Genomic DNA, 11,754 nt, shown 5'->3' with positions numbered 1-11,754 from the left:
GCGTAAAATACCGCCGGGTCGGCGCCGAGCCTCAGTTTCCGTCGGTCTCGGTCGGCACGTCGATGTCGCCCGCGATGATCTCCTCTCGGGCGTCGGCGACGGCCGTCGCGATCGGTTCCGGGACCGAGTCGCCGATCTCCTGGCCGTACACGCACTCGACGCCGTTCGACTCGAGTCCGAGCGCGGTCGAAGAGCCGCCCTGGTGCTCGCCGTCGATCACGTTGCCGATCGACTCGTACACCGCGGTGTCGACGCGTTTCACCATCGAGGCGACGATCACGTCCGCGAACTCCGACTCGGTGACCGACTGGTCGAGGTCGACGCCGAAGGCAAACCGCCCCTCCTGTTGGGCGGCCTGGAAGACGCCGACACCGGTCGCCCCGGAGGCGTGATAGACGACGTCGGCTCCGTTCTGGTACATCGAGAGCGCCGCCTCCTGGCCGCCGGTCGGGTCGGCGTAGCTCCCGACGTACGAGACGACGACGTCCACGTCGGCGTCGACGTGTGCGACGCCGGCCTCGTAGCCCGCCTGGAACCGGCGGATAACCGGGCTGTCGACGCCGCCGACGAACCCGACGGTGGCCGAGTCGGGATCGGTCTCGCCGGCCCCGGCGGCGAACGACGTCGTCGAGAGCCGAGCGGCGAGTACACCCATCAGGAACGAGCCCTCGTGTTCGCGGAAGACGTAGCTCGCCACGTTTGGCTCGTCGACCACCGAGTCGACGATCATGAAGTCCTGCTCGGGGAACTGCGGGGCGTTCTCCGCCAGCGCGTCCGTCTGGTTGAACCCGATACACGAGACCAGGTCGTAGTCGGGGTCGGTCGACCCCGCGTACCGCTGTTGGAAGTCGTTGAACTCGCCGGTCCCCTCCGGCTGTGACTCGTCGTAGGCGATGCCGTACTCCGATTCGGCCTGGAAGAGCCCCTGTTGGGCAGCGTCGTTGAACGAGTTGTCACCGAGCCCGCCATCGGAGTAGACGATGCCGATCGTCGCGGGCGGCTCGCTCGAGCCGTCCTCGCCCCCCGACGATCCGTCGCCGTCGCTCTCGTCGCTGGCGTCTGCGTCGTCGCCCCCCTCGCTCGGGCCACCGCTACAGCCGGCGAGCCCGACGAGCCCCGCCGACCCCGCCGCCGTGAGGAACCGCCGTCGATCGATGTCTGCGCGCATATCACGTGTACGACCGGGCGAACGTGGCATAAACGCGTCGCTCTCCGGGCGCACGCGGCCGACGCCGGGGAACGCGAGCGACGGCGACGAGACCACTCGTTGCCGGTCAGGCGGCCGCGTCGACCGCCGCCTCGACGAGCTCACGAACGTCGTCCGTGAGCTCGTCGACCGCGTCGCTCTCGGCGTACACGCGGACGTACGGTTCGGTCCCCGAGGGGCGCACGAGCACCCACGAGGCGTCCGAGAACTCCAGTCGAACGCCGTGGTCGGTGTCGACGGCTGCAGCGGGGAACGCGGCCGGGAGTCGACTCGTCAGCCGGTCCATGACCGTCGCTTTGGCCTCGTCCGGACACTCGACGCTCGTCTTTCGGTACGGGCGCTCGGTCACCGGCTCACGCAGGGGTTCGAGGCCGACGGTCGCGACGAGGCGGGCGAGCACCGCCGCCGAGCACACCCCATCGATCCACCCGCCGAAGGCCGGGTGGACGTGCTTCCAGGGCTCCGCCGCGAAGACGACCGCGGTTCGGTCGGTCCCCGCGTGTCCGTCGTCCGTAGCGAGGTCGGCGGTGGCGCGGGTTCCGTCGGCGCGGGCCTCGTCGGCCGCGTTCTCGCGGACGGCGGCGATTCCCTCGTGAAGCGCGCCGAGTCGCACGCGTTCGACGCGGCCACCGGCCGCCTCAACGCGCTCGTCGATCCGCGCGGAGGCGTTCGGGGTCGTCACGACGACCGGGTCGGCGACGCCGCTCGCGTCGACGTAGTGTTCGGCGAGTATCGCGAGCACCGTGTCCTCGTGGACGACCGCTCCGTCGGCGTCGACGACCACGATCCGGTCTGCGTCGCCGTCGTGTCCGATGCCGAGCGCGAAGCCCGCGCCGTCGCGGCCGGGGTCGTCGACACCGTCGTTGGCGTCGGCGACGAAGGCGCGCAGGTCGGCGAGCGTCTCCGGCGTCGGCTTGCTCCCGCGGCCGGGAAAGTGCCCGTCGACGTTACCGTTGAGCGTGACGACCGTCGCACCGAGTTCGCGGAGGACCGCCGGCGTCGCGGGCGCGGCCATTCCGTTGCCACAGTCGACGGCGATCCGGAGCCCGTCGAGGTCGACGGCGTCAGGATCGGTCGGCGTCCCGACCGAGAGCTCTCGAGCGTAGACCTCGACCGCCGAGAGGTACGGGGCTAGCGGGTTCTCGGCGACCGATGTCGTCCATCGATCCCACGAGACCGGTGAGTCGTGAGCGTCGACGCGGTCTTCGACCGCACGCTCGTGTCGCCGGTCGAACTCGACGCCGTCCGCGAAGAGCTTGATTCCGTTGTCGCTGGGTGGGTTGTGTGAGGCAGTGAGTACGACTCCGTACCGCCCGCGCGAGGCGTACGCGAGCGCCGGCGTCGGAAGCTGGCCCGCACGCGTCACCCGTGCCCCCCCGGAGGCCAGTCCGGCCTCGACCGCGGCCGCGAGTGCAGGCCCGGTCACCCGGCCGTCGCGGGCGACGACGACCTCGGGGCGGTCGTGACCGTCGTCGGTCGCCGTGTCGGCCGACTCCGCCCTGTGTTCGCGTGCGACCGCGGCGACGGCCCGACCGACTCGCAGCGCGAGCGTCGGCGTCACCCGCGTCTCGACGCGTCCGCGGACCCCCGCCGTTCCGAACAGTCCCATGGCTCATCCGTGTGTCGGCATCGGGTATAAGTCGTCGGTCACGCGCCACCGCCGAGGTAGAGCCTCGACACCTCGTCGTCGCCGAGCAGCTCCTCGGCCGTCCCCTCGAACCGAACCGTCCCCTGATCGAGGACGTAGCCGCGGTCTGCGACCTCGAGTCCCTTCGTCACGTTCTGTTCGACCATCAGGATCGCGGTGTCCATCTCGTTGACGGCCACGACGTCGCCGAACACCTCGTCTGCGGTGTTGGGCGCGAGGCCGGCGGACGGCTCGTCGATGAGCAACACGTCCGGCTCCATCACCAGCGCCCGCGCGAACGCCAGCACCTGTCGCTGGCCGCCGGAGAGCGTGTGCGCCTTCGCGGTGCGTTTCTCCGCCAAGATCGGAAAGCGGTCATACAGCTCGTCTATCACCGACTCGAGGCCCTCGTCGCGGGCGACCCCACCCATCCGGAGGTTCTCGGCTATCGTGAGCGAGCCGAAGACGTTCTCCGTCTGTGGGACGTAGCCGACGCCCGCTCTCACGATCGCCTCCGGGGCCAGCCCACCGATCTCCTGGCCGTGATGCGTGACGCGTCCGGTCCAAGGGTCGAGCAGTCCAAACGCGGTCTTGAGCACCGTCGACTTCCCCGCCCCGTTCGGACCGACGAGACAGACGATCTCGCCGGGATCGAGCCGCACGGAGAGGTCGTCGAGCACCTGTACGTCGCCGTACCCGCTGTCGACTCCCGAGAGCGCCAACGCGGGGGCGTCGGCGTCCGACCGCTGAGCGTCGTCGGTCACGCGCCACCTCCGAGGTAGGCGTCGACCACGCGGTCGTCGTTCATCACGCCCTCCGGGGTGTCCTCGGTGAGGACGCGTCCCTGGTCGAGGACCACGATCGGGTCGGCGAGTTCCATCACGAACTCCATGTCGTGTTCGATGAGCAGGAACGTGGTGCCAGCGTCGTTGAGCCGCCGAATCTGCTCGGTGAGCTTCTTCGCGAGCGTGGGATTCACCCCGGCTACCGGCTCGTCGAGCAACAACACGTCCGGCTCCGCGAGCATCGCGCGGGCGAGTTCGACCAGTTTCATCTGCCCGCCAGAGATGTCGGTCGCCGGCTGCGCCGCGAGGTGGTCGATCTCGAACGCCTCCAGCATCTGGGCGGCGCGTTCGAGGTTCTCGGACTCGCGCGCCGTGACCGCACCCGGGCGGGTGAACAGTGCCCGGAACGACTCGCCGGGCTGCTCGCGTGGCCCGACGAGCATGGCCTCGCGGACCGTCATCCCGTCGAGCTTCCGTGGGGTCTGGAACGTGCGTATCAGCCCGTAGTCGGCGATCTCGTGGGGTTCCATCCCGGTCACGTCGGTCCCATTCACCGCGACGGTGCCGCCGTCCGGCTCGTAGAAGCCGGATATCAGGTTGAATATCGTCGACTTGCCGGCGCCGTTCGGGCCGATCAGTCCGGTTATCGTGCCGCGTTCGACGGTAAACGAGGCGTGGTCCGTCGCGACGAGCCCCCCGAAGGACTTCTGGAGGTCCTCGACGCGGAGGACGGCGTCCGGATCCGCCGTCTCACTCATTCCGCTCACCTCTGGTCCGGTCCGTCGTGCCGTCGTCGCTCACGCCGGCCGCCCCGTCCACGCCGCGTTCGTCGGCGTCGGCGGTCGGCTCCGGCGCTCGTCGCGTTCGAGTGCCGGTCTCTGGCGGCGTCGCCGGTTCCGTCGAGCGGCGCGCCGCCGGCCAGATGAGTTCTCGTTGCGGTGGGAGGATACCCTGTGGTCGGTAGCGCATGACGACGAGGATGAGCACGCCGATGAGCAGTAGTCGCAGCGGTGCGGGGTCGACGGGGACGGCGAAATCGTTCAGGAACCGCGTCCCCTCGCGGATGGTGACCACGACGATGCCGCCGAAGAGCGCCCCGCGGTTCGACCCGCTCCCGCCGAGGATCACCGCCACCCACACGTAGAACGTGGTTATCGGATCGAGGTCGCCCGGACCGACGTAGAGGTTGAGGTGGGTGTAGAAGACGCCCGCGAGCGCCATGATCAGGCTCCCCAGCACGAACGACTGCATCTTGAACGCGTAAGTGTGCTTGCCGAGCGCCCGCGCGAGGTCTTCGTCCGAGCGAATGGTCCGGAGAACGCGTCCCCACGGCGACTGGTGTACGCGCCGTAGGACGGCGTAGGTCCCGAGGGTGAACGCGACGATCACCACCACGTTGAGCGCTGCCTCCCAGAACGGGGTCTCGAGTACGACCGGTGCGCCCGGCACCACCGTAATCCGGAGCCCGGGCATCGTCTCCGGAAACGACGAGAGCACCGGCCACCCGGCGAAGAAGCTCGGGATCCCACGGAGCCCGGCGCTTCCGTTCGTCAACCACCGCTCGTTGAGCACGATGAGACGGACGACCTCCGCGAGTCCGAGCGAGGCGATGGCGAGGTAGTCGGCCCGCAGTCGAAGCGTCGGGATGCCGATCAGAAGCGCCAACACGAGCGCGACGAGGAGCCCGACGGCGAGACCGACGAGCGGCGAGAAGCCGCCGGCGATGGGGGAGGCGTCGGCGGTCATCAGCGCAGCGCCGTACGCGCCGACCCCGAAGAAGGCGGCGACGCTGAAGTTGATGAGCCCGGTGAATCCCCACTGTGCGTTGAGCCCGAACGACAGCAACGCGTACATCCCCGCGAGCCCGACGAGAAAGAGGAAGTACGTCGGCCCGAGCGCACCGACGGCCAGCGCGCCGACGAGGGCGGTGGCGAACGCGACGCTGCTGGCGAGCACCCACGCCTCCGGTCGGGTCAGCTCGCTCACCCACGCGACCGGGTCACCGAGGAGACTCATACGGCCTCCTCGCCGGCGATGCCGGTCGGCCGGGCCAGAAGCACCGCGACCATGATGACGAACGCGATGGCGTTCGCGTACTCGATGCCGATCGGAACCCCGAAGCCGTCCGGAACGAGCGGGAGCACCTCACCGAGCCGAGACAACAGCGGGGTGAGACGGGTTATCATTCCGATGAGGAACCCGCCGAGCATCGCCCCGTAAACGGAGCCGATTCCACCGAGAATCACCGCCGCGAAGATCACGAGAAGCAGGTTGAACCCCATCCGCGGCGAGAGCTGGTTGAACAGCCCGAGAAAGACGCCGCCGGCTGCGGCGAGACCGGCGCCGATGACCCACGTCCAGTACCGGATCCGTCGCGTTCGTATCCCGCTCACGCGCGCGAGCGTCGGGTTGTCGGCCATCGCGCGCATCTTCCGACCGAGATCGGTGTACTGTAAGAGCACGTGGAGTCCGGCGACGAGGACGACCGCCGAGGCGACGATCGCCACGTCGTGACGCGTCACGCGAATCCCGTACGGGATCAGCCACTCGATTGGCCGAAGCGCCCCGATCTCGAACCGGGTGAAGTCCGCCCCGAACCCGATCTGGACGACCGCTCGATAGACGAACGCGACGCCGATAGACGTGATCAACAGCCCGATCGAGTCGGTCGCGAGCGGCTCGTAGATCAGCCGCTCGGTCGCGACGGCGACGACCGCGCCGGCCGCGATCCCGACGAGGAGTGCCAAAAAGAAGCCGTACGGCAGCCCCAACACCGCCCCGCCGAGGCCGCCGACGGCCCCGAAGGTCACGAGCGCGGCGTACGCCCCGACGGTCATCGTGTCGCCGTGCGCGAAGTTCGCGAAGTCGGCGATGCTGTACACTAACGACAACCCGATGCTGCCGAGGACGATGATGCTGCTGAACACCAACCCGTTGGCGACGTAGCCGAGGACGGTCATCGTCGAGCTCAGCCTTCGATGAACCCGGTGCCTGCGTACTCGTGGGCTTGGACCTCCAGGATCTGGAGGAACCCGACGGGGTCTCCGGCCTCGTTGAAATCAATCGGGCCGCTGACGCCCTGGTAGTCGACGTCGTCTGGACCCCCGCCGTCGGCGAGGATGTCGCTGGCCGCGTCGAACGACGTGACGGTCTCGCCCTCGGGGCCGGAGACTCGACGGACGGTGTCCGTCAACGCGGCGCCGGTGAACTCGTCGGCCGCCTGGATCGCGAGTGCAGCGTTGATCACGCAGTCGTACGCGTACGCGGCCCACGAGGTGGGCTCCTGGCCGTACTCCGCTTCGAAGTCGGCGGCGAACGTCTGGTAGTTCTCTTCTTCGACCGGCGCAGAGGGGACGACGATCTTCATGCCGTCCATGCTTCCCTCGGGAGTGTTCGCGAGCACGGTGTCGCCGGAGACGGAGTCGGCGCCGTAAAACTGCGCTTCGTAGCCCGAGGAGTACACCTCGTTCACCATCGTCGTGAACTCCGCCTGGTAGGCGATGAAGAGCCACGCGTCCGCGCCGGACTCGTTCATCTCGGCGACGATTCCGGAGTACGACTGCTGTTCTTGGTCGTGGGGCGTGTTGTACACCACGTCGCCGTCCCACGCGTCGACGAACGCGTCGGTGAGACTCTGACCGTAGTCGTTGTTGACGTAGGTGATGGCCACCTCGTCGTAGCCGTCCTCGGCGATGAGGTTCGCGAGCGCGAGCGACTGTGTTCGCCCCGACGGCGACATCCGGAGCAGTCCGGGGAAGTCGGTGAGGTTGAGCCCCGTGGAGTTCTGACTCAACTGGACGACGTCGGTGCCCTGGATCACGCTCTCGTAGATGGCGAGCGAGACGCCCGAGCCGACCGCACCGATGAGAAACGGGACCTCGTCCTGGTTGACGAGCTTCTGGGCGGCCGCGATACCCCCCTGATTTTCGCTCTCTGAGTCCTCGACGATCAGTTCGAGATCGCGTCCGTCGATGCCCTGCTCGTTGACTCGTTCGAGTGCGAGTTCGACTCCGCGTTGATTCCGTTCACCGAACGCCGACAGCGACCCGGTGAGCGAGTCGACCATGCCGATCTGGTACGGTCCCGTCGACGCGGACTCGTCGGCGTCGTCGCTCGCGGCGTCGTCTTCGCCACCAGTGTCGGTCTCGCCGCTGCCGCCACTTTCGCTGCTGTCGTCGCTCGTTCCGCCGGCCTCGTCTCCGTCGTCGGTCGTGCTGACGCAGCCGGCGAACGCTGCGAGGCCGGTCGCACCGGCTACGCGGAGGTAGGTTCGTCGGTCGGTCGCGCTCGTGGTATCCCGTGACATAACCTGTCTGTTCTCTCGTTCTTCATAAGCGTTCTTCTAACCCGTCCCGTCCATGGTCGGGAGCAAAGTGCCGATCCACGACCGATACACTTCGTTTCGAAGCACATCGAACGATATTTTTGGTCGGGTGGTGGTACATACGACACGAACGCGTACGGGCGTCCATGATTCCGCCCATCGCGAACAACTTCGTCGCCGGCGAGACGGCCGAGGAAGCTGTCGATCACGTCGCGTCGCTCAACCGGCGGGACGTGTCGGGTATCTTGAATTTGCTCGGAGAGCACTACACAGAGCGGGCGCCGGCAGACGCCGACGCCGACGCGTACGTCTCGTTGATCGAGGACATCGCGGCCCGTGACGTCGACGCTGCGGTCTCGGTCAAGCCGTCACAGATCGGTCTCGACGTGAGCGAGGCCGTCTTCGCGGAGAACCTCTCGCGGATCGTCGAGGCCGGGAGTGCGGCGGACGTCTTCGTCTGGATCGATATGGAGGACCACGAGACGACGGACGTCACGCTCGACGCGTTCGAGACGCACGCCCGGGAGACGGACGGCACCGTCGGCGTCTGCGTCCAGGCGAACCTGGAGCGTACCCGCACGGACCTCGAGCGGCTCGCGCCGCTTCCCGGGAAGGTCCGACTCGTCAAGGGTGCGTACGACGAGCCGCCCGCGATCGCACACACCGAGAAGTCGGCCGTCGACGCGGCGTATCGCGACTGTCTCGAGTACATGTTCGCTTCGTTCGAGGACGGTGTCGGCGTCGGGAGTCACGACCCGGCGATGGTATCACACGCGAAGTCGCTCCACGAAGAACACGGGACCCCGTACGAGGTACAGATGCTGACGGGCGTTCGCGAGTCGGCACAGTTCGAGCTAGCAGCCGAGGGCATCCCCGTGTATCAGTACGCACCGTACGGGACGAAGTGGCTCTCGTACTTTTACCGTCGCATCCGCGAGCGCAAGGAGAACGCGCTCTTCGCGCTCCGCGCAGTCGTCGGCAGCTAGCCCCACCTGCGGTGGCGCGCGCCTCGTGAGCGCGCCGCAGGCGGGCTCGCGAGCGCGTGCGAGGGATGAGCGAGTCGCCGGAGGCGACGAGCGAATCGGCTGGGGAGGGGGTGGCGGTAACTGGTGTCCGGCTGTCGCAGATCGTCTCGGTCACACAGTCACCAGCAACGTACAGAATCGGCCCGGGAGGGGGTGGCGGTAACTGGTGTCCGGGTGTTATGCGGCAGTGTTGGTCACGTGTCTTACAGCCTCGTATTCGTACAGAGTCGGCCCGGGAGGGTGTGGCGAAGTAGTGCCCGGGTGTCATGCAGTCGTGTCCGTCACAGAACTGCTACCACACACGTAATAGCTAGACTACCCAACGAGCGCCGGGCGGGCCGCCATCACCCCCTCGTCGTCCGTATCCTCTCGCCTACGGCTCACGACCCACCGTTCCTGCTCCACCGCTCCTGCTCCATCGCTCGCGAGTCGCTATCTCACGGGTCGAGGAGCTTCGACTCGGCCTTTCGCAGGTGCTCGAGCATCGTAGTCTTCGACCGGTCGAGACTCGCCGCGAGCTCCCGCGTCGACGTCTCACGTGGCCACTGATAGTACCCTTCATCCCGGGCGTGTTCGAACACCTCCCGCTGGGTGGGCGTGAGCGTGTCGAGCCGGCGCTCGCGCGGCGGTCGCGTGCCCGCCCCCGACGAGGAGATCGACTCCACCTCCACCTCGGCGTCTGCCCCCGCCCGTACCCCGTCGAGCGACTCGCTGATGTCACGCCGCTCGCCGGTGTAACACACCTGCCACTGCTCGCGTCCGTCTTCGATCCGGACCGGTGCGCTGTGGATGAAGCCGTGTTCGAGCAGCGTCGGACACACCATGTCGCCCGGGTCGTACTCCAAGAAGAACTCGCGGACGACGTTGCCCGGCACGTCCCGCGCACGGCCGAACCGCTGCTGGAGCTCGAAGAGCTCGCCAGCACGGTCCGACGACCGAATCGCATCGAGCAGCGCCTCGAGCGAGTCGGTCGTGTCGGCGAACGCGGTGAACAACCCGTTCACGCTGTTCGGAGCGTCCTCGGTCGTCGTCGGCGAGTCGTAGATGGCGTGTGCCAGCACGCCGCCGTCGGTCTCACGCGTCGCTTCGATCGCCCAGCAGCCGGGGTGCCAGAGGTCGAGCGTCAGCCGGGTACCGGCCCACTGATCGACCTCGGAGTGATCCGTCACGGACATTGTGTGTGAGAGGTATACACGCAAGCACAAAGAGTCTCCCGACCATGGTCGGGTGGGAAGTTTGGCTCTCCGGGCGACGAGGACCGACTATGGATTCGGCCTCCAACCACTACATCGGCGGGGAGTGGGTCGACGGCGACGGCACGGAGACGTTCGAGAGCGAGAACCCCGCGACCGGCGAGACGCTCGGCGCGTTCCAGCGTGGGACGCCGGCAGACGTCGACCGGGCGGTCGCGGCCGCAGCCGACGCCTACGAGACCTGGCGCGAACGCTCGCGGGTCGAGCGTGCGGAGTTCCTGTGGGACGTCTACCACGAGCTGCGCGACCGTACCGACGAACTCGGCGAGATCGTCACGAGAGAGTGCGGCAAGGAAATAAGCGAGGGGAGAGCGGACGTCGTCGAAGCCGCCCACATGGTCGAGTGGGCCGCGGGCGACGCCCGCCACCCGTCCGGCGACGTCGTCCCCTCGGAGATTCCGTCGAAGGACGCGTACATGCGCCGGAAGCCCCGAGGGGTGACCGGCTGTATCACCCCGTGGAACTTCCCGGTCGCCATCCCGTACTGGCACATGGCCATCGCGCTGGTCGAGGGGAACACGGTCGTGTTCAAACCCGCAGAGCAGACGCCGTGGTGTGCGGAGATCGTCGCCGAGATGTTCGACGACGCCGGGATCCCCGACGGCGTGTTCAACATGGTACAGGGATACGGCGACGCCGGCAACGCCATCGTAGAGCACGACGACGTCGCCACCGTACTCTTCACCGGCTCTGCGGAGGTGGGCCACGAGATACAGGCGACGCTCGGCGGCGTCCCCGGCAGGCGGGCCGCCTGCGAGATGGGCGGGAAGAACGCGGTCGTGATCACGGAGGCAGCCGACCTCGACATCGCCGTGCACTCGGCCGTGATGTCGGCGTTCAAAACCACCGGCCAGCGCTGCGTCTCGGCCGAACGGCTGATCGTCCACACGGATGTGTACGAGGCGTTCAAATCACGGTTCGTCGAGGTCGCAGCGAACGTCTCGGTCGGGGACCCCCTCGACGACGGCACGTTCATGGGACCCCTCGTCGAGGCGGCACACAGACAGAAGGTGACACGGCACAACGAGGCGGCCCGTGAGGAGGGCGTCGACGTGCTGGTCGACCGGACTGAGCTCGACGCCGACGAGATCCCCGACGGCCACGAAGACGGCTACTGGGTCGGACCGTTCGTCTACGAGGCCGACCCGCACGCCGACCTCAGGTGCACCAAAGAGGAGGTATTCGGCCCGCACGTCGCACTCATGGAGTACGAGGGAGGTATCGAGGAGGCTGTCGCGATCCAGAACGACACGGACTACGGTCTCGCCGGGGCGATCGTCTCGGAAGACTACCGACAGATCAACTACTACCGCGACCACGCGGAACTCGGACTCGCGTACGGCAACCTCCCGTGTATCGGTGCCGAGGTGCAGCTCCCGTTCGGCGGCGTAAAGAAGTCCGGGAACGGGAACCCCTCCGCTCGGGAGGCGATCGAAGCCGTCACCGACCGAACCGCGTGGACGCTGAACAACGCGAGAGACATCGAGATGGCACAGGGACTCTCCGCGGAGATCGACGTCGACGACTGACCCG

10 protein-coding genes are annotated in these 11,754 nt (G+C 67.8%); 2 read left to right on the top strand and 8 right to left on the bottom strand.

The annotated features are described in order from the left end of the window. Nucleotides 1–31: 31 nt before the first annotated feature. From ACNTAO_RS00260 to ACNTAO_RS00230, 7 genes are all read right to left on the bottom strand, one after another. Nucleotides 32–1,168 (bottom strand): BMP family lipoprotein, encoded by a 1,137-nt coding sequence (locus tag ACNTAO_RS00260; protein ID WP_435159915.1) that lies wholly within the window; start codon nt 1,166–1,168, stop codon nt 32–34. Nucleotides 1,169–1,274: 106 nt separating this feature from the next. After that, entirely contained in the window at nt 1,275–2,816 is a 1,542-nt protein-coding gene (locus ACNTAO_RS00255) for a phosphohexomutase domain-containing protein (RefSeq protein ID WP_435159914.1), read from the bottom strand. Nucleotides 2,817–2,854: 38 nt separating this feature from the next. Next, nucleotides 2,855–3,598 carry an ABC transporter ATP-binding protein gene (locus ACNTAO_RS00250; RefSeq protein ID WP_435159913.1) on the bottom strand — a complete coding sequence of 248 codons (744 nt, stop codon included), beginning with the start codon at nt 3,596–3,598 and terminating at the stop codon, nt 2,855–2,857. Further along, the gene (locus ACNTAO_RS00245; RefSeq protein ID WP_435159912.1) at nt 3,595–4,377 is read right to left on the bottom strand and encodes an ABC transporter ATP-binding protein; all 783 of its coding nucleotides are present in this window, start codon (nt 4,375–4,377) and stop codon (nt 3,595–3,597) included. The genes ACNTAO_RS00250 and ACNTAO_RS00245 overlap by 4 nt, the downstream gene beginning before the upstream one ends. Further along, nucleotides 4,370–5,635: a branched-chain amino acid ABC transporter permease gene (locus tag ACNTAO_RS00240; RefSeq protein ID WP_435159911.1), complete on the bottom strand. Its 1,266-nt coding sequence runs from the start codon at nt 5,633–5,635 to the stop codon at nt 4,370–4,372. Before ACNTAO_RS00240 ends, ACNTAO_RS00245 begins: the two co-directional genes overlap by 8 nt. Next, nucleotides 5,632–6,579 carry a branched-chain amino acid ABC transporter permease gene (locus tag ACNTAO_RS00235; protein WP_435159910.1) on the bottom strand — a complete coding sequence of 316 codons (948 nt, stop codon included), beginning with the start codon at nt 6,577–6,579 and terminating at the stop codon, nt 5,632–5,634. Before ACNTAO_RS00235 ends, ACNTAO_RS00240 begins: the two co-directional genes overlap by 4 nt. An 8-nt stretch (nt 6,580–6,587) precedes the next feature. Further along, nucleotides 6,588–7,925, bottom strand: coding sequence for an ABC transporter substrate-binding protein (locus ACNTAO_RS00230; RefSeq protein WP_435159909.1), 1,338 nt, complete (start codon nt 7,923–7,925; stop codon nt 6,588–6,590). A gap of 164 nt (nt 7,926–8,089) precedes the next feature. Between ACNTAO_RS00230 and ACNTAO_RS00225 the strand changes: the two genes are divergently transcribed. Further along, complete coding sequence (locus ACNTAO_RS00225; RefSeq protein WP_435159908.1) at nt 8,090–8,929, top strand: proline dehydrogenase family protein; 840 nt, start codon at nt 8,090–8,092, stop codon at nt 8,927–8,929. Between the two features lie 476 nt (nt 8,930–9,405). On the opposite strand, the gene ACNTAO_RS00220 is transcribed toward ACNTAO_RS00225, so the two are convergent. After that, the gene (locus tag ACNTAO_RS00220; protein ID WP_435159907.1) at nt 9,406–10,143 is read right to left on the bottom strand and encodes a helix-turn-helix domain-containing protein; all 738 of its coding nucleotides are present in this window, start codon (nt 10,141–10,143) and stop codon (nt 9,406–9,408) included. Between the two features lie 89 nt (nt 10,144–10,232). On the opposite strand from ACNTAO_RS00220, the gene ACNTAO_RS00215 reads away from it, so the two are divergent. After that, on the top strand, nt 10,233–11,750 hold the full coding sequence (locus tag ACNTAO_RS00215; RefSeq protein WP_435159906.1) for an aldehyde dehydrogenase family protein: 1,518 nt from the start codon (nt 10,233–10,235) through the stop codon (nt 11,748–11,750). The last annotated feature ends 4 nt before the right edge of the window (nt 11,751–11,754 follow it).

This window comes from Halorubrum zhoui (assembly GCF_051194155.1).
Classification (GTDB): Archaea; Halobacteriota; Halobacteria; order Halobacteriales; family Haloferacaceae; genus Halorubrum.
This window is presented reverse-complemented; position numbering and strand designations above follow the sequence as displayed.

Bases quoted from the DNA above. Each gene is read 5' to 3' on its own strand.
- ACNTAO_RS00240 (WP_435159911.1), bottom strand. From the start codon at position 5,635: ATGAGTCTCCTCGGTGACCCGGTCGCGTGGGTGAGCGAGCTGACCCGA.
- ACNTAO_RS00235 (WP_435159910.1), bottom strand. From the start codon at position 6,579: ATGACCGTCCTCGGCTACGTCGCCAACGGGTTGGTGTTCAGCAGCATC.
- ACNTAO_RS00255 (WP_435159914.1), bottom strand. From the start codon at position 2,816: ATGGGACTGTTCGGAACGGCGGGGGTCCGCGGACGCGTCGAGACGCGG.
- ACNTAO_RS00220 (WP_435159907.1), bottom strand. From the start codon at position 10,143: ATGTCCGTGACGGATCACTCCGAGGTCGATCAGTGGGCCGGTACCCGG.
- ACNTAO_RS00215 (WP_435159906.1), top strand. From the start codon at position 10,233: ATGGATTCGGCCTCCAACCACTACATCGGCGGGGAGTGGGTCGACGGC.
- ACNTAO_RS00230 (WP_435159909.1), bottom strand. From the start codon at position 7,925: ATGTCACGGGATACCACGAGCGCGACCGACCGACGAACCTACCTCCGC.
- ACNTAO_RS00245 (WP_435159912.1), bottom strand. From the start codon at position 4,377: ATGAGTGAGACGGCGGATCCGGACGCCGTCCTCCGCGTCGAGGACCTC.
- ACNTAO_RS00225 (WP_435159908.1), top strand. From the start codon at position 8,090: ATGATTCCGCCCATCGCGAACAACTTCGTCGCCGGCGAGACGGCCGAG.
- ACNTAO_RS00260 (WP_435159915.1), bottom strand. From the start codon at position 1,168: ATGCGCGCAGACATCGATCGACGGCGGTTCCTCACGGCGGCGGGGTCG.